A 19,982-nucleotide genomic window follows, 5' to 3' on the forward strand; every position below is an offset into this window, starting at 1 on the left:
GGCGGAGTGATCATATGGTCTGATCCCGGAGCCATACCGGCGACGATCGACGCCTCCTGGACCAGGACGGCGTCGTGGGCGACCGCGCCGGTCCGGAACATGGTGATCCGCTCCCTCGGCCCGGAGGCGGTCTGAATGCACGGCGCTCACCCCGCCCGGCGGAGCAGCGGCGATTACCGGCACACTCTCCCTGTCGCAGTCCCTTCACCAAGGATGAACCAAGCATGATCACGCTCACTAAGGAAGACGGCCCTGCGGACCTGGACGGAGTGACCCATCTGTCCATCGGTGTCTCCTGGGACCCCACGGGGGGCGCCAGTGGCGGCATCATGGGCGTGCTCCGCCGCAAGGCCGGCACCGACCTGGACCTGATCGCCATCGCCATGCAGGGTCCGGACCCGGTGCGCCTGGCCGGTCTTGACTCCCTCGACCCCATGGGCAACGGCTCACTCGTGCACAGCGGCGACAACCAGACCGGGCGCGGGGACGGGGACGACGAGACGGTGACCGTGGAGTTCGCGCGCCTGCCGGGCAACGTCACTTCGATCGTGTTCGTCGCTGCCGCCTTCAAGAAGGGCAGCTCCTTCCAGAAGGCGCGCAACATCAGCTTCAAGGTGTACGACGCGACCGGCGGAAGCTCCCAGCAGGTCGCCGACATCTGGCCCAGCCTGCTCACCCAGGACAACGGCTGCGCCGTGGCGAAGGCCGTGCGGGTGGGAGGCTCATGGAAGCTGGAAGTGGTCAACGTGACCGGGAAGATCAAGCAGGGCGACGAGCACGCCTTGATGCGTTTCGCGATCAGCAAGTAGCGCGCCTGCGTCGTCCGTTCCGAGTGGCCCAGTGACGCACGGCACGGATGGCGAGCGTCGTGGGACCGGCACGGTGCGGACCACCCGTCATCGACGCCTACGCGGCTCCAGCCGGCCCGCTGGTCCGGGGCCGGCTGGAGGTCTGCGCATCCGGGTGGGGCACTGCTCGGGCAGCCGGATGGGGAAGACGGCGAAGCTCGCGCCGCCGAGCACGGGGCCCTGGGCGAGGGCGCCGAAGACGTCGGCCGGCGCCGGCCGGCCGCGGGTGGTGAGGGCGTTGGCCCGAACGGCTGGACCGTGATGGCCCGCGCGGCGGCGAGGGCAGCGGTCCACGCGCTGCCGGCGCGACATCCCGCACCGGGCAGTACCGGCGCGGCGGTCGCTCAGCTCCTCGTTCCACGCGCCGTCTGAGCGAACCGGGCGGGGTATGCCGCCCCCTGGAGAAGCATTGCCATACGAGGGGTGTTGACGGGCCGCGTCGGGACCTTAAGATCCGTGCTGCTCGAACTGCCGATCATCGTACGGTATTTCGAACGGGTCAGTTGACGGCTTCGGCAGGCTGCCCTGCTCCGGCCGGTACGCAACGCAACGGTCTGTCACAAAGGAATGAGCCGCATGCCCTCAGAAGCCGGAGTGCCCCGCAGAACCGTCCTCACCGCCCTCAGCGCCGTCTCCCTCGCCGGGACCTTCGCCGCCGCCGCTCCGGCCGGGGCCGCCGAACCGACCGGCGCGACCGCGAACGCCACCGCCGAGAACCTCCCCGCCGCAGCCGCCCACTGGACCTTCGACGAAGGCTCCGACACCCTTGCCGCCGACTCCTCGGGAAACGGTCGCACCGCGACGCTCCAGGGCGCGGCCGGGTGGGACACCGGCAAGATCGGCGCCCACAGTCTCAACCTCAAGTCAGGTGGCAACGCCACGGCGTCCGGGCCGGCGCTCGACACCTCCAAGGGGTTCTCGGTGGGCGTCTGGGTCAACCTCGCTCAACTCGGCGGCTATCAGACCGCCGTCAGCATCGACGGCAAGGTCGTCAGCTCCTTCTACCTGGGGCTGCGGGACGACACCGGCACCTTCGCCTTCGCCCGGCTCGACTCGGACGCCACCCAGGGGGCCGCGGTGGCGGCCGCCGCTTCGGCGCCCAGCACCGACACCTGGACCCACCTGACCGGCGTCAGTGACCCGACCGCCGGAGTCATTCGTCTCTATGTCAACGGCGTACTGGAGGGGGAGACCGCCTACACCGCGGGCTGGGCAGGCAGCGGCGACACCGCCATCGGCCGCGCGCTCTACGGCGGCGGGCACGTCGACCAGTGGCACGGCCTGATCGACGACGTGTGGATGTTCCCGTCCGTCCTCACCTCCGACCAGGTCGCGGCGCTGGCCGGGGTCCCGGTGGAGTCCACGACACCACTGCTGAGCGTCGACGTCGGCAACCCTGCGCACGCCGTGTCACCCATCCTCCCCGGTTTGATGTTCGAGGACATCAACCACTCCGGCGAGGGCGGCCTCTACGCCGAGCTCGTGCAGAACCGCTCGATGATGGCCGACGACAGCACGCCCGTCCACTGGTCCGGCGTAGGCGGAACGACCCTCGCACTCGACAACAGCACGCCGCTCAACACTGCGCTGAATCGTTCCCTCAAGGTCGTGCTGCCGAGCAGCACAGGGGCGGGAAACCGGGCCGGCGTCGCGAACGACGGCTTCTGGGGCATACCGGTGCGGCCCGGAACCGTCTACACCGCCCGGCTGTTCGCCAAGGCGTCGCGGCGCATCGGCCCGCTCACGGTGGCCATCGAGTCGGCGGACGGCGCGACGGTGTACGCCTCCGCACACGTGTCCCACATCGGCACCGCCTTCCCCGGCCGTCCGTTCGAGCTGACCCTGCGCACCGGTTCACGCACCCCCGTGGTCGGTGACGCGAGGCTGACCGTCACCACCGCCGACCCGGCCGCCGCGGGTGAGACGCTGTGGCTCCAGCACGTGTCCCTCTTCCCGCCCACCTACCACCACCGGCCCAACGGCCTGCGCGTCGACCTGATGGAGAAACTGGTCGCTCTGAAGCCGAAGTTCCTGCGCTTCCCCGGCGGAAACTTCCTCGAGGGGAACACCGTCGCGACACGCTTCAACTGGAAGCAGACCATCGGTCCCGTCTGGGAACGCCCCGGCCACATGGACGACGCCTGGGGCTACTGGTCCACGGACGGCCTCGGACTCCTCGAATACCTGCAATGGGCCGAGGACATGCACGCCCAGCCGGTCCTGGCCGTCTACGCCGGCTACTCGCTCAAGGGTGAACACGTCACCGGCGACGCGCTCAAGCCGTTCGTCCAGGACGCACTCGACGAGATCGAGTACGTCACCGGTCCAGCCACCAGCACCTGGGGCGCACGACGCGCCGCCGACGGACACCCGGAGCCGTTCCCGCTGGAGTTCGTGGAGATCGGCAACGAGGACTGGTTCGACTCCTCGGGGTCGTACGACGAGCGGTTCGCGGCCTTCCACGACGCGATCAAGGCGAAGTACCCGCATCTGAAGCTGATCGCCACGACGTCCGTGACGAGCCGCACGCCGGACCTGATCGACGAGCACTACTACCTCGCGCCGTCCGCTGCCCAGGCCTCCACCCACAAGTACGACAACCGGGACCGCAGTTCGACGAAGGTGTTCGTCGGAGAGTGGGCCGCGCAGGAGGGCCGCCCCACACCCGACCTCAACGCCGCGCTGGGCGACGCCGCTTGGCTGGCCGGGCTGATCCGCAACTCGGACCAGGTCCTCATGGAGTGCTACGCGCCACTCTTCTCGCACGTGAAGAACAACGTCTGGGCCACCAACCTGATCGCCTACGACAACCTCACCAGCTATGTTTCGCCCAGCTACTGGGCGCAGCAGATGCTGACGAGCAGGCTCGGGAAAACGGTGCTGCCGGCCACCGCGCGTGCGCTGCCCGGCCTCGCCACCGTGGCGACCCGCTCCGGGAACCGCCTCTACCTCGCGGTCGTCAACTGCGGGACCGAGAAGCTGAACGTACCCGTCGAACTGAAGGGGCTGGCCAAGGGCGTCAAGAAACAGGCCACCGCGACGATCCTGACCGGTCCCTCACGCGCCGCCACCAACACGCTGACGGAACCCGACACGCTGGTGCCCAGGACGAGCCGCGTCACCGGCGCGGCAGCGTCCTTCACCAGCACGGTGCCGCCGCTCTCGGTCACCGTGCTGGAACTCGTCCTGACCTGATCGCCCACCGCCCGACGCCCCGCACGGGGCGTCGGGCAACGGCCGGCGTCCGGGTCGGGGCTCAGAGCCTCACGCCTCGCCGAGGGCGGGCAGGTGGGGTCAGCCGTCCTGGGCGTTCTGCGCGAGGGTGACGAACAGCGGCATCCTGTGCAGCGGCGGCGGCTCTCCCGGCAGGCCCAGTCGCTGCCAGGCAAGTCGGGCGGACAGCTTCAGCACTCGTCGTGCCCGCGCGATGAGCAGGGCGGCGAGGGGCAGTTCGACCAGCACGGCCGAGGCGACGCTCACCCACACGTCGTCCTGTCCCCAACTCAGGGATATGTCGAACCAGGCGTCGCAGACGAGGAGCGTGGCCGCCACGTACGACAGCGGGACCATGGCCTGCCGTCTCAGCCACACCGCCGCTCCCGCGGCGGCCAGTGACACGAGCAGCATCACGTCGAACCCCACCCAGACCATGGGCCAGTACCGGGCCTCGAACCGTTCCGGCAGCGACACCGCCAGGTACGCGGTCCAGGGCACGAGCGCGGCCACACACAGGCCGAGCTGCCAGAGCACCCGCCGTCGACGGCGGCGCAGCGTGGAGTGGTCCGGTGCGAACACGCCGGCCGTCGTATCGGTGGGGGCAGTGGGATCGCTTCGCTCACTCATCTCCGCCTGTTTCTGCCGGCAGCGGCCGGCGCAGCGAACCGCCGTCGACGGTGGTGAACCGCCCCTCCGGTCGCCCGCCCGGGGGCAAGCCCACTATGCATGGTACGGCGATGTCGCATGGCGACCGCGCGGGGACCATCCCCCGCCGAGGAGGGGACGCGCAGCTCGGCTCCCTCCGCCGGACGTCATTGGACAGACGCTTCGGCGGGGGCGCTCCCTGCCCGGGAGGGCCGCGTGCCGCGCGACGGTTCACTCGGCGCGCTCACTCGAGGAGGACGCATCCGAACAGGGCACCGGCGGCCGACTCCATGCTGGTCAGCACGCCGAACACCCGCGGCGGGATCCGGCGCAGCGCTTCCACGTTGAACGCGTACGGCAGTACGCTCGCCGTGACGGCCACGATCGCGGCCGCCGCCAGCACCCGGGGGTCGAGGAGCGCGCTCCCCACGGCCACGGCGATGACGAACGGGCCGAGTAACGCGATGGTGGCAGCACCCCCGCGATCAGCAAGCGGAGGAACACGACCCCCGGGGCGCCCCGCCGGCTCAGTCGGCCACTCGCAGCAGCAGCTTGCCCGTCGACGTACGCCCGCCCATCAGCCGATGGGCCTCCGCCGCGTCCGCGAGCGCGAACTCCGCGCTGACCGGAAGGGTCACGGTGCCGTCCGTGACCGTGCCGAAGGCGCGCTCGGCCAGTGAGCGCAGGGCCTCGGGTGACGACTGCGCGAGGGTCAGAATGGAGAAGCCGCCGACAGCACGGCCCTTGGCATAGAGCTCGGCCTGTCCCACATGCCAGGGCTCGGACCCGCTCGCGTTGCCGAAGGACACCAGGCGTCCGAAGACGGCCAGAACGTCGAGGCCGTGGCGAAGGGTCTCGCCGCCCACCGGGTCGAGCACCAGGTCGACGCCCCTGCCGTCGGTGGCACGGCGAACCTCGTCGGCGAAGGAGTCCGTGGTGAACACCTGGTCATAGCCGTGCTCGAGGGCGTGCCCGGCCTTGGCCGCGGTGGACACCACGCCGTACACCGCACCGGCACCGGCCGCCCGTGCCAGCTGTCCCGCCACGGTACCGATCCCTCCGGCAGCGCCGTGCACCAGCACGCTCTCCCCGGACCGAAGCCGTCCCACCTCGTGGACGAGGGCGTGCGCGGTCGGCAGCACGGTGGGAAGCGTGGCCGCCGTCCGCAGGTCCAGGCCCTCGGGCAGGGGGAACACGGTGGCGTGCTCGGCGACCACCACTTCCGCGTAGGCGCCGCCGTCGACGAGGGCGGCGACCTCCTGCCCCGGACGCAGCCCTTCGACTCCCTCGCCGACGGTCCGGATCCGGCCCGAGACCTCCAGGCCCGGACGGAAGGGCAGCGACTCCACCCGGTACCCCTCGGCGCGCGCCTTGAGATCGGCGAAGTTCACGCCGACGTAGGCCGCATCGATGGTCACCTGGCCCGGTCCGGGCTCGGGAGTTCCCACCTCCACGGCCTTCAGCACCTCGGGAGCGCCGTACTCCTGGAATTCGACTGCGCGCATGACGGAACGCACCCTTCCACGACCTGTTCAACGGAAAGCGAACACTGCGACTGTAAGGCGCCCATCGAACACTGAGCAAGTGGAGGGGGCGCTCCCTTCGCTCTCGGGGTGTGCCTTGCCTTGTCGGCCGGCCAGGCACCGGTGTTCTGATCCTTCGCATGTGGGCATGGCGCGTGGCCGACTGGACTGACCGCATGCCGTCGTCAGTCCCTGGGTGCGGGATCCCTCAGACGGCTGCCTTGTCGTCCTCTCCCGTGCACCCCGCCGAGTCGCCACTCAGCACCAGGTCCAGCAGACCGGGGAAGCGGGCGTCGAACTCCTCCCGACGCAGCCGGTTGAGCCGCTTGGGGCCCTCGTCCCGCTGCTCGACCAGGCCGGCGCCGCGCAGGACCGCGAAGTGGTGGCTCTTCGCGGCCTTGCCGACCGGTACGTCGAAGCTGCCGCAGCTGCGCGTCCAGTCCGGGGACCCTGCCAACTCCCGTATCAGCTGGATGCGCACGGGATCGGCGACCGCGGAGAGCGCGGTGAGCAGGGAGACGTCGTCGGGGTGTGTGTGGACCGGAGCCGACCGGTGACTTCCCCCCGCGGCCTGGTTCGCCATACCCCGCTCCTTGCTGTCCGTGCGTGCTGGGGCACTCCGTGAGGTCCCCTGTCGTCGGTTGAGTGTTCGATGAAGATTTTACACTCCCGGTGAAGCGGCCCGCTCGGGAAACCTGTGGTGGCGGACCTGGCCAGGGGCGGGAGGCGTCCCCGCTGTGCGGGCGCAACTTCGAGTACTACTCCGATGGACCCGCTGCTGTGCGGCGCCCTGGGGATCGCGTTCGTGCGCGGGCCGACACCTCGGTCGGACCCTGGTCACGAGACGTGGGACGAGCCGCAATCGGCGCCGGCTGGGTACTGTCCGGCAGATTTTGGCCGATGGTCGCCAGTAGGTGTGCGACAAGGGGGTTGTGGTCGTTCTCGCGCCAGGCGACGGCAACGCGTGTGCGAGCGGCGCCGGGTTCGATCCTGCGGAAGGCGACGCCTCTGAGGCGGATGCGTCGGATGCTCGCCGGGGCCAGGGAGACGCCCAGACCGGTTCCCACGAGGGCGCACACGGTTTGCCACTCCACCGCGTGCTGGACCACATGCGGTGTGAACCCTGCTGCGGTGCACAGGCCGATGATCTGGTCGTGCAGTGGCGGGCCGACGGTGCGGGGCAGCAGCACGAAGGGTGAGTCCGCCAACTGCGCTACTTGTACAATCCGTTGGGCGGCCAGAGGGCGGGTGGACGGCAGCACGGCCACGAAAGGCTCGCTGAGAATCGTCCTGAAGCCGAGCTCTGTGGTGTCGGTGGGGGGTTCGCGCAGCAGACCGATGTCGATGGTCTTGTCGTGCAGGGCGGCGATCTGTGGAGCCGTGGTCATCTCGTGGATGTCCAGGTGCACGCCAGGGAACCGGTGACGGAAGGTGCGCAGCAGGCCGGGCAGGACCGTCAGGGCGAGGGAGGCGGCGAAGCCGATCCTCAGCCGGCCGGCCCGGCCACTGCCGACGGCCCGGGCTGCGGCCAGGCCGTCGGCGAGGCCGGTGAGTGCCCGCCGGGCGGCGGGCAGCAGTTCCCGGCCGGACGGGGTCAAGGTGACACAGCCCGGGGTGCGGGTGAACAGCGCGTGGCCGACCTTGTCCTCCAGGCGGCGGATCTGTTGGCTCAGCGGTGGCTGGGCGATGCCCAGGCGGGCGGCCGCGTGGCCGAAGTGGAGTTCCTCTGCGAGCACGACGAAGGCGTGCAGCTGCGGTAGGGGAAGTTCGGGGCGCTCCATACGCCCAGGGATATCAGATCATGCATGCGGCCGTATTAGACGTATCAGTACTGGTCATTTAGCGTTCGGCGCATGACAGAGCGACGCGCGGTCCTCAGCGGCTCGGCCTTTGAGGAGCAGATCGGCTATGCCCGTGCCGTGGTCGACGGCGACTGGGTGCATGTGTCCGGGACGACCGGGTTCGACTACGCCACCATGACGATCTCCGACGACGTGGTGGAGCAGGCGGAGCAGTGCCTCCGCAACATCGAGGCCGCACTGGCCGGGGCGAAGTGCACCTTCGCCGACGTGGTGCGCGTGCGCTACCTACTGCCCGACCGTGAGGACTTCGAACCCTGCTGGCCGGTCCTGCGCTGCCACTTCGGCGACGTTCGGCCGGCCGCCACGATGCTCGTGTGCGGTCTCGCCGACCCACGTATGAAGATCGAAATAGAAGTGGACGCGCGGCGGCGCATCCCGCCTCACGGTGACGCCACGAGCCAACACTCAAAAGCGCCTGTCATGCCCGTCGAGGCCTATGAACCCCCCTACTACGTGGCCGTCTTCACTACGGTGCGGACCCAGGACCAGAGCGACTACAGCGAGACCAGCGCACACATGGAAGACCTGGTGAAGGACGTCCCCGGGTACCTGGGGATGGACCATGCGCAGACTCCTGGCGGGCTGGGCATCACCGTCGGCTACTTCCGTGACGCCGACGCTCTCACGGAGTGGCGGACCAACGCCGAGCACCGCGCGGCGCAGAAGCGCGGGCGGGCACAGTGGTACCAGACCTATACGCTGCATGTGGCGAAAGTGGAACGAAGCCATGGTTTCGTGCGCGCAGAGCCCGGGTCCCGGTAGCCCGCGAGCGCGCTGCCGCTGCGGTGTTCCGTGACTACCAGGCGGACGGCGGGAGTTCATCGGTCACCCGCATCCGCGCCCTGTGCCGTCCGAGAACAAGGCGTGCCGTAGCGGCCATGGCCTCGTCGACCATCTCGCCCTGGAAGGCCACAGCGCCTCTCCCGTCCTTCTGTGCCGCCTCGACCGCCGCTATCAGCGCTGCGCAGCGGTCCAGTTCACCGGGGCTGGGAGAGAACACCTGGTTGATCACGGGGACATGGGAAGGGTGGATGGCCATCATCCCCTCGTAGCCGAGGGAGCGGTTCTGTTCGGCGAAGGCGCGGAGCCCCGGCAGGTCGGTGACGCGCGTCCACAATCCGGTGACCGGGCACGGCACTTCGGCTGCCCTGACGTCCAGCAGAACGCGGGAGCGCAGTGCCATCGTTTCGGTTCCCTCCGGGCTCCAGCGGTAGCCGACGGCGCGTTCCACATCGCCGCCGGGTGCGGTGAGAGCGCCCAAGTAGGCGATACGCGGGGCGGCTCGGGCGATGTCGTAGGCCTCGCGCAGGGCACGGGCCGACTCCAGCAGGGGCATCAGGGCGACCCGTCCCGGAGGCAGGCCCTGTTCCTGTTCGCACCAGCCCAGCAGCCGGTCGGCGAGCTTCACTTCCTGGGCGGAGCGGACTTTGGGGAGCACGACTCCGGAGAGCCCGGGCCGTACGACCGCACGCAGTTCCTCGGCCCCCGCCCAACCGTCCAGCGGGTTGACACGGACGAACAGCGCCATCCGTCCCGCCTGTTCGCCCGGCTCGGCGGCGGCCCGCGCGATGGCATCGGCCACTTGCGCGCGCGCCGCGGGCTTGCCCGCGGCCGGCACCGCGTCCTCCAGATCGAGGATGGCCGCGTCGGCGCCCGCCGCTCGGGCCTTGGGCAGCCAGTCGGTTCTGGTGCCGGGGACGAAGAGCAGGGAGCGCAGCGGGGGCCGGCCGGCCGTGCCCGCGTCCGCCTCGGCAATCCGCACTGAAGACGCTTCAGATGACATCGCTCTTCTCCAGGTCGGCCAGCTCGCTCTCGCTGAGCCCGAGCCACTGCCCGTAGACGAGGTGGTTGTCCTGCCCGAGGGCGGGACCCGTCCGCCAGACCCGGCCGGGCCGTTGCCTGAAGTGCGGGATCACCGCCTGCATGCGCACGGGACCGAGGTCGGGGTCGTCGACGGTGATGATGTCCTCGCGTTCGGCATACACGGGGTCCGCGGCGATGTCCGCGGCGTCGAACACCCGTGAGGCCACGACTTCGGCGCGGGAGAACTCTTCGAGGCACTCGGCGGTGCCCCGCTCCGCCACCCAGTTCCGCAGGCCCTCGTCCAGTTGTCCGCGCCGGTCGTGCTGTTGCCGCGCCGTGGCGAACTCCTTCTCGGGGAGCCCCAGCAGGCCGGCGATGTTGCGGACCGAGCGCAGTGTCGCGGAGGTCACCGTGATCCACTCGCCGTCGCGGGAGCGGTAGGTGTTGATCACGGCCGCGGGGGCGACCGCCAGTTGGTTGCCGGCGCGCTCGGGCACTCGTCCCAACTGGTCGTGGACGATGACCTGCCACTCGACCAGACGGAACAGGGACTCGAAGAGAGCGAGGTCGATCCACTCACCGTCGAACCCGGGATCGTGGTCACGCCGGTGCAGGGCGGCGAGGACGGCGTAGGCGCCCATCAGACCGGTCACGGCGTCGCCGTGCGAGAAGCCGGTGTGGACGGGCGGACCGTCGGGAAAGCCGGTCAGGTGGACGACTCCGCTGCGCGCCTCACCCATCTTGCCGAAGCCCGGGGCGTCCGCCTGTGAGGAGGTGGCGCCGAAGCCGGAGATCTGCAGCAGTACGGCCCTGGGGTTGATCCGGTGCACGGAGTCCCAGTCGAGTCCCCAGCTGCGCAGGCGCCCGGCGCGCAGGGTGACGATGACGACGTCGGCCCAGGCGACGAGCCGGCGGGCGACGGCCCGGCCGGCCTCGCGGCGCAGATCGAGGGTGACCGAGCGTTTGTTACGGCCGGCGACCTTGAACCACAGGGGGACGCCGTCTCGTTGTGGCCCCATGGCGCGGGCCGCGTCCCCGGTGCCGGGCGGTTCCACGTGTACGACGTCGGCCCCTTGGTCGGCGAGCATCGAGCCCGCCAGCGGTCCGGCCACCACATGGGCGAACTCGACCACTTTCAGCCCGTGCAACTGCCCGCGTGCGGTGGTGTTCCGCTCGTCGTCCGACACCGATGTGCTCCCTCGCCCCTGCGGTTCACCTTGGTTCCCGACCACGTCGTCGGCAGTGGCGCAACACGTCGTCGCGGTCCGGGTCTTCAGACTGCAGGAGCAGAGAAATGCATGTCGAGCAACAGAAGGCCATCAATCAATGCGAAGAACGCATGGATCGGGAAGCGGTGGGTGCCCCGTGCGACCCGGGTGGCGCGGAGCCCCGGGGCCCCGGCACCCCGGGCGGCCTCATACCCAGGAGACCCCGGGCGGAAGGGCGCGGCGCTGGCGGCGGAACTCCTCGAGCGTCTGAAGGAACCGCTCCGTCACGGTGGGGAGCGTCCGCCGGACGCGCACCGCGATGTCCAGTCGCCGGTACACCACGGGGTCCACCAGAGGACGGCAGACGACGGGTCCGGCACCCATCAGCGGGAGCACGAGGGCCGGCATCGCCGACACCCCGAGTCCGGCGGCCACCAGTCCGCCCACGGTCGCGATACTGCCCGCCTCGGCCGCCGGTACCGCGTGCGCGTCGATCTGGGCGAACGCCGCATCGGTGAGCCGGCGTACGCTCGAGTCGCGCCCGACGGCCAGGAAAGGCTGACGAGCCAGGTCGTCCCAGGCGATCTCGTGGCGATCGGCGAGCGGGTGGTCTTCCGGCAGCACCGCGACGAAGCGGTCCGTGACCAGGGGGCGGTGCTCCAACTGCTCGGGCGGGTCCCCGACGGTGGTGATCGCGAAGTCGGCGTCACCGGACAGGACCCGGTCCAGTACCAGCCGCTCCAGGCCGTCGAGGAGGCGTACCGTCACCTGGGGTCGCCGCTCGCGGAAGTCGGAGATCACTTGGGGCAGGAGTACCGCGGCAACCGAGGGGAGGGTGGCCACGGCGACCGTCCCCGACTCGCCGAGCAGGAATCGCCTGAGCTCCTTCATGCCCGCCCGGTGAGCGGTGACGATCTGCTCGGCGATACGCAGGGCCTCGACGCCCGCCGCGGTCAACTGCACGTTGCGCGTGTCCCGTTCGAGGAGCTGGGCGCCGACCAGTCGCTCCAGGTCCGCGACCGCGCGGCTGAGCGAGGACTGGGACACGTGCATCTCCGCGGCGGCCGCGGTGAAGCTCGCGGCCCGGGCGACGGCCGTGTACGCCGCCAGTTGGCGCAAGGTGGTGGCCTCCATGGCGCACGAGCATAGGGCGCAACCACTTGAATTGATGCGCTTGTCGCATGAACAGATCTCGGTTTGATGCTGGACACCGATCCGTCGGTGCTTCGAAACTCTCGCGTAACACCTCGGTCCGTCCCCGCCCAGCCTCCGCCCACCGCCGCCGAGGGCCGTCCCCGAGAAAGCGAGCGCCGTCATGCTGGCAGCCCTGGGCTTCGCCACGATCGCCGCCATACTGCTGCTCACCATGACCAAGCGCGCCTCGGTGCTGGTCGCCCTGATCCTGCTTCCGGTGCTGGCGGCACTCGTCGGCGGCTTCGCGGGCGATCTGGGCGAGCTGATTCTCGGCGGGCTGTCCAAGGTGGCCCCGACCGGCATCATGATCGCCTTCGCGGTCCTGTACTTCAGCCTGATGGTGGATGCCGGGCTCTTCGATCCCCTGATCCGCGGCCTGTTGCGTGTGGCGCGTGGCGACCCGTTGCGCATCACCGTCGCCACGGCCGTCCTGACGCTGTGCGTGGCCCTGGACGGTGACGGCGCCTCCACCTTCCTCATCACCGTTTCCGCGCTGCTGCCGGTCTACAAGAGACTCGGTATGAATCCCCTGGTGCTGTCCGGAGTGGTCTGCCTCGGCGCGGGCGTGATGAACATGATCCCCTGGGGCGGCCCGACCGTACGCGCCATGGCGGCGCTGAAACTGGACAGTTCCGAGGTCTTCAACCCCGTGCTGCCCGCGATGGGCTTCGGCATCGCCTGGGTGCTGGTGGCCTCCTACCTGCTCGGCCGCAAGGAGCGCAACCGTCTCGGCGCGCTGCCCCCGCGGGGGCCGGCCACGGACGACCGCGAGGACGGGGGCGATCGCGACGACCATGAACCCGCCGCCTCGACAACTGCCACGACGGCCGACGGGCAGGAGCGGCAGGTCCTCCGGTCTCCCGGGGACGGGCCCGGCACCGTCCGGGTCCCGCCGCTGCCGCGTACCTGGCTGAACATCTTCAACCTGCTGCTCACGATCGCCCTCGTGGTCTGTCTGATCCAGGAAGTGCTCCCGCTTCCGGTGCTGTTCGTCCTCGGGTTCGCGATCGCGGCGCTTGCCAACCACCCCACCTGGGAACAGCAACAGGCGCTGCTCGACAAGCACGCCAAGAGCGTGGTGCTGGTCACCACGATGATCTTCGCGGCCGGTGCCCTCACCGGCATCCTCAGCGGCACCAAGATGCTCGACGAGATGGCCGAGGCGCTCGTCTCCGTCGTCCCCGACTCATTCGGGTCGCACCTGCCCGTCGCGGTGGCGGTCACCGGCATGCCGTTGAGCCTGCTCTTCACCCCGGACGCCTACTACTTCGGGGTGCTGCCGGTACTCGCCGAGACCGCGCACGGGTTCGGCACGGACCCGGCCGAGGTCGCCCGGGCCGCCGTCCTCGGCCAGATGACCACGGGGTTCCCGCTCAGCCCGCTCACCGCGTCCACGTTCATCCTGGTCGGCATGAGCGGTGTGTCCCTCGGCGAACACCAGCGCTTCATCTTCCGCTGGGCCTTCGCCACCACCCTCGTCATGACCGCCGGCGCCCTGGTGACCGGCGCCTTCTCCCTGTGACCGCACACGCCGCTCAGCCCACAGCGCGCCGTCCGCTTCGGGGAGTCCGGAGCGAGGCGACCGGATCCACCCAGAGGCACCCGGTCCGGGTGCTCCGCCGACTGAGACGAGGACCCATGAGAGGGATCACCAGACGCACGGTGCTCACCGTCACGGCAGGTGCGGTCACGGCGCCGGCCGTGAGCACGGCGACCGCCGCGGCCGCCGACGCCACGACGGCCGCATCCGAAGGACCACAGGCGGCCTGGAGACCCGATCCGGTCCTGCGAACGGACCTCGTCACGCGGGTGACACCGAGGAACAACTGGCTGGTGACAGCCGTCGCCATCCAGTACGCGCACCACATCGACTTACGCGGCGGAGCGGTCCCGGCCGCCGCCTTCCAGGTGCAGGCCACCGTGGGCGGGCGGACAGCGCCTCGCACGGTGACCCGGGTCTACTCCAACACCACCGCCGCGGTGGACGACCGGCCCGATCCCGGGCGGCCGGGGGACCACCTGATCGTCGAGCTCGACCCGAACGACTCCGATGCGCGGGCCGCCGGCACCGATCCCTTCCCGCTCGACCGCGCCTACTCCGTCAGACAGGTCGCGGACGTGCGCGCCCCGGGAGGTGGACCGGTGCTCAGGAGTGGTCCCTTCGCGAGCCGGAACAACGGCATCATCACTCCCGTGGTCGACGACTTCGCCGCCGGTTCCTTCACCGACTCCGCGGGTTTCGACCTGAACTTCCGGCTGTACCAGCCGGAGGGATTCGTACGCGATTCCCGAACCCGCGCCCGGTACCCGCTCGTCCTCACCCTCCACGGCGGTGGCGAAGTCGCGGACAACAACATGACCCAGCTCACCGCCAACCGGATCGCGGTCACCTTCGCCAAACCCGAACGACAGCGTCGCAACCCCGCGTTCGTCCTCTCTCCGCAGATCCCCCTGCCGCGCCCCATGGACGGACCCGACGGCACCGACTGGACCGACGCCAAGGTCCAGTCCGCACTGATCGAACTCGTCGACACCTTCGTGAGCGAGCACTCCCGCAACGTGGACACGGACCGGCTCTACGTCGTCGGCCTCTCCTCGGGCGGGCGCGGCATCTACAGCCTGCTGGCGAAGCGACCCGAGATGTTCGCGGCTGCCCTGCCCACGGCCGGCTGGGGCGACGTGGCCGCCATGGAGAGGATCACGCACATTCCGATGTGGGCCGACCACTCCGTCGACGACCCGGTCGTCCCTTACCGGGAGGGCCGGTTCGGCAAACCCGGCACCTGGACACTGATGAGCGCGCTGGAGAGCGCCGGTGCACGGGTCAGCCGCGGAGAGTGGGGCAACGATCTGCCGAAGGCGCAGTTCGAGGCCCGGTCGCGAGAGCTCCTACGGCAGGCCCGGGCCGCGCGCAGTCATGTCCTGTTCACGAGCTACACGCCCGGAACGACACCGGTGAGCCCGCACTTCGCATGGGCCCAGACGTACGAGAACGACGTGGTCATCGACTGGCTCTTCGAACAGTCCCGGTAGCCGGGGCATGGTGCGGAGTCCGGCGAGGAAAAGTTCCGTCCAGCAGAGACATGGATCGTCCAGGCACAAGTCGTCGAATGCTTTCGTTGTGAGGAGCCCGCATGGAGCTCGATCGGACATCGGTACGACGTCACAGGAGAGGCCGGCCCTGCCGCACGGCCCTGATCGCGGCAGCGAGCGCGCTGCTCCTTGCCGCGGGCACGGCCGTGGCCCCCGGCGCCTCGGGCGCGGACGGCACCCGGCTCACCGTCAGCGTGTCCCCCCGCGTCGCTGCTCTCATCGCCCGGATGTCGCTGGACGAGAAGTTGTCCTTCGTCCACGGCGGCACCGATCCCCGTAAGCTCGGCCAGGCCGGATACATCCCCGGGGTGCCCCGCCTCGGCATTCCCGAACTGCGGCTCACCGACGGCCCGGCGGGCGTCCGGGTCAACGCGCACGCCACCGCGATGCCGGCGCCGGTCGCGCTCGCCTCGTCCTTCGACGACCGACTGGCCCGTACGTACGGCCGGACCATCGGACGCGACGGCCGTGCGCTCGGCCAGGACGTCCTGCTCTCACCGATGACGAACATCATCCGGGTGCCGTACGCGGGACGGAACTTCGAGACCTTCAGCGAGGACCCGCTGCTCAGCTCCCGCATGGTGTCCGGCGAGATCGGGGGCATCCAGAGCCAGGGCCTGATCGCCACCGTCAAGCACTACGCGGAGAACAACCAGGAGGACAACCGCATGGGGGTGAACGTCAACGTCGACGAGCAGACCCTGCGTCAGATCGAACTGCCCGCCTTCAAGGCCGCCGTCAAAGCCGGTGCCGGCGCGGTGATGTGCTCGTACAACTCGGTGAACGGCAGTCACGGCTGCGGCAGCGAAGAACTGCTCGACTCGATCCTCAAGGAGCAGTGGGGGTTCCAGGGCTGGGTCATGTCGGACTGGGGCGCGGCCCACGCGACGACCGACATCGTGGCCGGCCTCGACCAGGAGATGCCGAGCGGAGTCTTCATGGGCGACGAACTGAAGACCGCGATAACGAACGGCACCATCCCGGTCTCGGAGCTGAACGACTCGGTAGCCCGCATCCTGGGCCAGATGCAGAGATTCGGTCTCCTCGACGGCGCCGCGGGCCGGCGGCCCACCCGGGACCCGAAGGGCGGCGCCCAGATCGCGCAGAAGGTCGCCGAGTCCGGCTCGGTCCTGCTGAAGAACACCGGCAGGGCGCTTCCGTTGACCGGCAAGAACACCAGCATCGGACTCATCGGCCCGACGGCGAGGACGCCGAAGGTCACCGGCGGTGGCAGCTCCTACGTCGTACCGGACTCCGCGGCCTCGCCGCTGGCCACCATCACGCGCCGGGCCGGCCGGAACGCCACGGTGCGCTACGCGACCGGCGTCGACAACACCGGCGCCGCCATTCCCGCGACGGCCCTCAGCCCCGCCCTGCCGGCCGGCCCGGACGGCACGATCACCGTCACACCGGACGCCGGCTTCGACTACAGCGGCACCCTCACGGTGCCGGCCGCCGGCGACTACTCCTTCGTCTACGACCTTCCCGCGGCGTACGGCACGCTGAAGATCGACGGCAAGAGCGTCATCACCGGCTTCCTGGGCTCCAGCAGCGCCACGGTGCGCCTCACGGCGGGAACGCACAGCTTCACGGCCGGCGCCCTCGCGATCCAGAGCGCACCGACCAGGGTCCGGCTCAACTGGGTCACCCCGCAGGCCGCGCAGGCCGCCCGGAAGCAGGCCGTGTCCCTGGCCCGCCAGGTGAAGACCCCCATCGTCTTCGCCTACGACGACGGCACCGAGGGCTTCGACCGGAAGAACCTCTCCTTGCCGGCCGGCCAGAACGGGCTCATCTCCGCCGTCGCCGACGCCAACCCGAACACGATCGTCGTCCTCAACACGGGATCGTCGATCACCATGCCGTGGCTGCCCAAGGTCAAGGCGGTGCTCGACACGTACTACCCCGGGGAGAACGGGGCCGAGGCCACCGCCCGACTGCTCTACGGCGACGTGAACCCGTCGGGCAAGACCACCCAGACGTTCCCGGCGAGCGAGTCCGTCACACCGGTCGCCGGCGACCCGCTCAGGTACCCGGGAGCGGACAACCAGGAGAACTACTCCGAGGGCGTCTACGTGGGCTACCGCTGGTACGACAAGGAGAAGGCCGCCCCGCTCTTCCCCTTCGGCCACGGCCTGTCGTACACCTCCTTCGACTACCGCGACCTCAGGGTTCGGCAGAGCCACGGCGGGCTGACCGTCTCGTTCACCCTGAAGAACACCGGCACCCGCGACGGCGACGAGGTCGCCCAGGTCTACGTCGGTGCGAGCCCGAAGACCACCGCGCCCCAGGCGGTGCGCTCGCTCGGCGGCTATCAGAAGGTACGTCTGCGCGCCGGTCAGTCGAAGAGCGTACACATCCGCATCGACGCGCAGCAGTTGAAGTACTGGAACACCTCCGCCCACGCCTGGGTGCTCGGCACCGGGCACCGCGAGGTGTGGGTCGGCTCCTCGTCGCGCACGCTCCCCCTGCACGGCGGCGTCGACGTCACCCGCTGACCGCCTTGCTCCCACCAACGAGGGTGCCGACCGCACCACCGTGTCCGGCACCCGGCCAGAGAGGTTTCCATCCATGACCGTCAGCAGAATCCGTAGTGTCCTGGGCGGCGCGTTAGCCATGTCCCTCGCCGTCGTCGGGCTGCTGCCCGCGACGGCGTCAGCGAATACGCCGTCCGTGGTGTCCACCGACCGGGGCGCCGTGCGCGGCGCCACCTCGAAGGGCGTCGAGAGGTTCCTCGGCATCCCCTACGCGGCGGCGCCCACCGGCTCCCTGCGCTGGAAACCACCGCGGCCCGCTGCGCCGTGGACCGGCGTCAGGGAAGCGGCCGACTTCGGGCATCCTTGCCCCGTACTGCCCAGCGGCAACGGACCACGCAGCGAGACCGAGGACTGCCTCGACGTCAACGTGTGGCGGCCGTCGGGCGTGCGGGCCGGCGCCCGCCTACCTGTGCACGTCTTCATCCACGGCGGTGGCCTGACCAACGGCAGCGGCTCGCAGAACGACGAGTCCGAGCTCGTCAAGGAGACGGGTGTCATCGGCGTCTCGCTCAACTACCGGCTCGGCGTGTTCGGCTTCCTCGGCCTGCCCGTCCTCACCGCGGAGGGCGGCGAGTCCGGCAACTACGGCTTCATGGACCAGCAGGCCGCGCTGCGCTGGGTGCAACGCAACATCGCCGCCTTCGGCGGGAACCCCCGTGAGGTCACCATCGACGGCGAGTCCGCGGGCGGCTGGTCCGTCTGTGGACATCTGGTGTCACCCGGCTCGCGCGGGCTGTTCGCCCGCGCCATGATCCAGAGTGGCTCCTGCCCCAGCGGGCCACAGACGCGGGCGGAGGCCGCCGGGACGGCGTTCGCCCGGCAGGCGGGCTGCGACGGCACTGACCAGACGGCCGTCCTCGGCTGTCTGCGGTCGGCTCCGGTGGGTACGCTTCTCGACGCGAGCCGGACCTTCTCGGCCGGCTTCGTGGACGGGACCCCGACGTTCCCGACCAACGCAGGCGAGGCGCTGGACAGCGGGAAGTTCGCCCGCGTGCCCGTGGTCGTCGGTGCCAACCGCGACGAGGGCCGCACCTTCGCCGCGGGCTACATAGGCGCCGGCAAGGAGGCCTACCTCGCCTTCGTCCAGGGCGTCGCCGGCGCCCGCGCCGACGAGGTCCTCGCCCGTTACCCCTGGCCCGACACGTCCGACCGGTACACCGCGGCCTACCTCGTCGGCGCGATCATGACCGACTCGGGGATGATCTCGGGGATCGGCGGGTGCGGGCTCCGCTCACTCGCCCGGACCCTGGAGCGGTACACCCCCACCTATGCCTACGAGTTCGACCACCGGACCGGCCCCGGCCTCACGCAGATCCCCGGCTACGTCTGGGGGGCCGGCCACGCCGCGGAACTCGCCTACATCTGGCCCAGCTTCGACAACGGCACCCCCATCGCCCCGCTGTTCAACGCCGGCGAGCGCCGGCTCGCCCACGAGATGACGCGGTACTGGGGAGCGTTCACGAAGACCGGCCGGCCGGCCGTCGCCCGGCAGACGGCCTGGCCCCGCTATCACCGGGGCAAGGGCCTGACGCTGTCGCTGCGGGCGAGGGGCAGGAGTGCCCTGATCGACGACCACCGGTACTCGGCGGAACACCAGTGCGCGTTCTGGGACACGATGCCGGGCACACGGCACTCCTGAGGAGGCCGGGGGCCGGCAACGGGCATCAGCCACCGTGCCGGTCCCCGACCCTGCTCAGCGAGCGTCAGGGAGGATCGGGGACCACAGAGGGACCGGCGGCAAGACCTCAGGCGTCGTAAGAGACCCGTCAAAGGCGTAGGGGCCGCCGTAAGAGAGGCGTCAACGGACGACCGGATCCGGCCGGCAAGGGGGTTTCCTCTAATCGTCCGATGCACCGAGCCTCACTCCAGGAGTTCGCGATGGCCGATCTGGCCTTCGTCGTCATCACCCTCGCGGGATTCGCGCTGGTGGCCCTTGTCGCCAAGGGGGTGACGAAGCTGTGACCGCCGAGAACGTCGTCGGTCTGGTCGTGGCCGTCGCCCTGCTGGGCTATCTCGTCCTCGCCCTGATCTTCCCGGAGAGGTTCTGAGGGCAGAC

At 70.2% G+C, this 19,982-nt stretch carries 17 protein-coding genes and 1 pseudogene; 10 read left to right on the top strand and 8 right to left on the bottom strand.

All coding sequences use genetic code 11. From position 1 onward, the window contains the following. Positions 1-6: 6 nt before the first annotated feature. The 3 genes from ACFYZQ_RS32435 to ACFYZQ_RS32445 all read left to right on the top strand — a co-directional run bounded on the left by ACFYZQ_RS32435 (position 7) and on the right by ACFYZQ_RS32445 (position 4,043). Positions 7-135 carry a hypothetical protein gene (locus ACFYZQ_RS32435; protein ID WP_389155549.1) on the top strand — a complete coding sequence of 43 codons (129 nt, stop codon included), beginning with the start codon at positions 7-9 and terminating at the stop codon, positions 133-135. 89 nt (positions 136-224) lie between these two features. Then, positions 225-809, top strand: coding sequence for a TerD family protein (locus tag ACFYZQ_RS32440; RefSeq protein WP_389155552.1), 585 nt, complete (start codon positions 225-227; stop codon positions 807-809). Positions 810-1,424: 615 nt separating this feature from the next. After that, positions 1,425-4,043, top strand: a complete 2,619-nt coding sequence (locus ACFYZQ_RS32445; protein WP_389155555.1) for an alpha-L-arabinofuranosidase C-terminal domain-containing protein — start codon at positions 1,425-1,427, stop codon at positions 4,041-4,043. A 99-nt stretch (positions 4,044-4,142) separates the two neighbouring features. On the opposite strand, the gene ACFYZQ_RS32450 is transcribed toward ACFYZQ_RS32445, so the two are convergent. The 5 genes from ACFYZQ_RS32450 to ACFYZQ_RS32470 all read right to left on the bottom strand — a co-directional run bounded on the left by ACFYZQ_RS32450 (position 4,143) and on the right by ACFYZQ_RS32470 (position 8,013). Further along, positions 4,143-4,691, bottom strand: a complete 549-nt coding sequence (locus ACFYZQ_RS32450) for a hypothetical protein (protein ID WP_389155557.1) — start codon at positions 4,689-4,691, stop codon at positions 4,143-4,145. A gap of 262 nt (positions 4,692-4,953) precedes the next feature. After that, positions 4,954-5,145, bottom strand: coding sequence for a hypothetical protein (locus tag ACFYZQ_RS32455; protein ID WP_389155560.1), 192 nt, complete (start codon positions 5,143-5,145; stop codon positions 4,954-4,956). Between the two features lie 91 nt (positions 5,146-5,236). Then, complete coding sequence (locus ACFYZQ_RS32460; RefSeq protein WP_389155563.1) at positions 5,237-6,214, bottom strand: zinc-binding alcohol dehydrogenase family protein; 978 nt, start codon at positions 6,212-6,214, stop codon at positions 5,237-5,239. A 226-nt stretch (positions 6,215-6,440) separates the two neighbouring features. Further along, complete coding sequence (locus tag ACFYZQ_RS32465; protein ID WP_389155566.1) at positions 6,441-6,815, bottom strand: ArsR/SmtB family transcription factor; 375 nt, start codon at positions 6,813-6,815, stop codon at positions 6,441-6,443. Positions 6,816-6,990: 175 nt separating this feature from the next. Further along, the gene (locus tag ACFYZQ_RS32470) at positions 6,991-8,013 is read right to left on the bottom strand and encodes a LysR family transcriptional regulator (RefSeq protein ID WP_389155569.1); all 1,023 of its coding nucleotides are present in this window, start codon (positions 8,011-8,013) and stop codon (positions 6,991-6,993) included. A gap of 72 nt (positions 8,014-8,085) precedes the next feature. Between ACFYZQ_RS32470 and ACFYZQ_RS32475 the strand changes: the two are divergent. Together ACFYZQ_RS32475 and ACFYZQ_RS32480 are read left to right on the top strand one after the other, a co-directional pair. Beyond that, a pseudogene (locus tag ACFYZQ_RS32475) lies at positions 8,086-8,463 on the top strand (RidA family protein); the annotation flags it as partial. 51 nt (positions 8,464-8,514) lie between these two features. Continuing rightward, positions 8,515-8,856 (top strand): antibiotic biosynthesis monooxygenase family protein, encoded by a 342-nt coding sequence (locus ACFYZQ_RS32480; RefSeq protein WP_389155678.1) that lies wholly within the window; start codon positions 8,515-8,517, stop codon positions 8,854-8,856. Between the two features lie 34 nt (positions 8,857-8,890). Here ACFYZQ_RS32480 and ACFYZQ_RS32485 read toward each other — a convergent pair whose 3' ends face one another. From ACFYZQ_RS32485 to ACFYZQ_RS32495, 3 genes are all read right to left on the bottom strand, one after another. Continuing rightward, entirely contained in the window at positions 8,891-9,877 is a 987-nt protein-coding gene (locus ACFYZQ_RS32485) for an HpcH/HpaI aldolase/citrate lyase family protein (protein WP_389155572.1), read from the bottom strand. Beyond that, positions 9,867-11,084 carry a CaiB/BaiF CoA transferase family protein gene (locus ACFYZQ_RS32490; RefSeq protein ID WP_389155575.1) on the bottom strand — a complete coding sequence of 406 codons (1,218 nt, stop codon included), beginning with the start codon at positions 11,082-11,084 and terminating at the stop codon, positions 9,867-9,869. The genes ACFYZQ_RS32485 and ACFYZQ_RS32490 overlap by 11 nt, the downstream gene beginning before the upstream one ends. Before the next feature lie 228 nt (positions 11,085-11,312). Then, positions 11,313-12,239: a LysR family transcriptional regulator gene (locus tag ACFYZQ_RS32495; protein ID WP_389155578.1), complete on the bottom strand. Its 927-nt coding sequence runs from the start codon at positions 12,237-12,239 to the stop codon at positions 11,313-11,315. Between the two features lie 181 nt (positions 12,240-12,420). On the opposite strand from ACFYZQ_RS32495, the gene ACFYZQ_RS32500 reads away from it, so the two are divergent. The 5 genes from ACFYZQ_RS32500 to kdpF all read left to right on the top strand — a co-directional run bounded on the left by ACFYZQ_RS32500 (position 12,421) and on the right by kdpF (position 19,974). Further along, complete coding sequence (locus ACFYZQ_RS32500; protein WP_389155581.1) at positions 12,421-13,821, top strand: CitMHS family transporter; 1,401 nt, start codon at positions 12,421-12,423, stop codon at positions 13,819-13,821. A gap of 116 nt (positions 13,822-13,937) precedes the next feature. Further along, positions 13,938-15,332 (top strand): prolyl oligopeptidase family serine peptidase, encoded by a 1,395-nt coding sequence (locus tag ACFYZQ_RS32505; protein ID WP_389155584.1) that lies wholly within the window; start codon positions 13,938-13,940, stop codon positions 15,330-15,332. Between the two features lie 101 nt (positions 15,333-15,433). Next, complete coding sequence (locus ACFYZQ_RS32510; RefSeq protein ID WP_389155587.1) at positions 15,434-17,887, top strand: glycoside hydrolase family 3 C-terminal domain-containing protein; 2,454 nt, start codon at positions 15,434-15,436, stop codon at positions 17,885-17,887. Positions 17,888-18,005: 118 nt separating this feature from the next. Next, on the top strand, positions 18,006-19,565 hold the full coding sequence (locus tag ACFYZQ_RS32515) for a carboxylesterase/lipase family protein (RefSeq protein ID WP_389155589.1): 1,560 nt from the start codon (positions 18,006-18,008) through the stop codon (positions 19,563-19,565). A gap of 319 nt (positions 19,566-19,884) precedes the next feature. Continuing rightward, on the top strand, positions 19,885-19,974 hold the full coding sequence (kdpF, locus tag ACFYZQ_RS32520; protein WP_009326374.1) for a K(+)-transporting ATPase subunit F: 90 nt from the start codon (positions 19,885-19,887) through the stop codon (positions 19,972-19,974). Positions 19,975-19,982 lie beyond the last annotated feature (8 nt).

The sequence above is a fragment of the Streptomyces sp. NPDC001843 genome, from assembly GCF_042891955.1.
Taxonomy (GTDB): Bacteria; Actinomycetota; Actinomycetes; order Streptomycetales; family Streptomycetaceae; genus Streptomyces.

Bases quoted from the DNA above. Each gene is read 5' to 3' on its own strand.
- ACFYZQ_RS32440 (WP_389155552.1), top strand. From the start codon at position 225: ATGATCACGCTCACTAAGGAAGACGGCCCTGCGGACCTGGACGGAGTG.
- ACFYZQ_RS32445 (WP_389155555.1), top strand. From the start codon at position 1,425: ATGCCCTCAGAAGCCGGAGTGCCCCGCAGAACCGTCCTCACCGCCCTC.
- ACFYZQ_RS32450 (WP_389155557.1), bottom strand. From the start codon at position 4,691: ATGAGTGAGCGAAGCGATCCCACTGCCCCCACCGATACGACGGCCGGC.
- ACFYZQ_RS32460 (WP_389155563.1), bottom strand. From the start codon at position 6,214: ATGCGCGCAGTCGAATTCCAGGAGTACGGCGCTCCCGAGGTGCTGAAG.
- ACFYZQ_RS32465 (WP_389155566.1), bottom strand. From the start codon at position 6,815: ATGGCGAACCAGGCCGCGGGGGGAAGTCACCGGTCGGCTCCGGTCCAC.
- ACFYZQ_RS32470 (WP_389155569.1), bottom strand. From the start codon at position 8,013: ATGGAGCGCCCCGAACTTCCCCTACCGCAGCTGCACGCCTTCGTCGTG.
- ACFYZQ_RS32480 (WP_389155678.1), top strand. From the start codon at position 8,515: ATGCCCGTCGAGGCCTATGAACCCCCCTACTACGTGGCCGTCTTCACT.
- ACFYZQ_RS32485 (WP_389155572.1), bottom strand. From the start codon at position 9,877: ATGTCATCTGAAGCGTCTTCAGTGCGGATTGCCGAGGCGGACGCGGGC.
- ACFYZQ_RS32495 (WP_389155578.1), bottom strand. From the start codon at position 12,239: ATGGAGGCCACCACCTTGCGCCAACTGGCGGCGTACACGGCCGTCGCC.
- ACFYZQ_RS32500 (WP_389155581.1), top strand. From the start codon at position 12,421: ATGCTGGCAGCCCTGGGCTTCGCCACGATCGCCGCCATACTGCTGCTC.
- ACFYZQ_RS32505 (WP_389155584.1), top strand. From the start codon at position 13,938: ATGAGAGGGATCACCAGACGCACGGTGCTCACCGTCACGGCAGGTGCG.
- ACFYZQ_RS32510 (WP_389155587.1), top strand. From the start codon at position 15,434: ATGGAGCTCGATCGGACATCGGTACGACGTCACAGGAGAGGCCGGCCC.
- ACFYZQ_RS32515 (WP_389155589.1), top strand. From the start codon at position 18,006: ATGTCCCTCGCCGTCGTCGGGCTGCTGCCCGCGACGGCGTCAGCGAAT.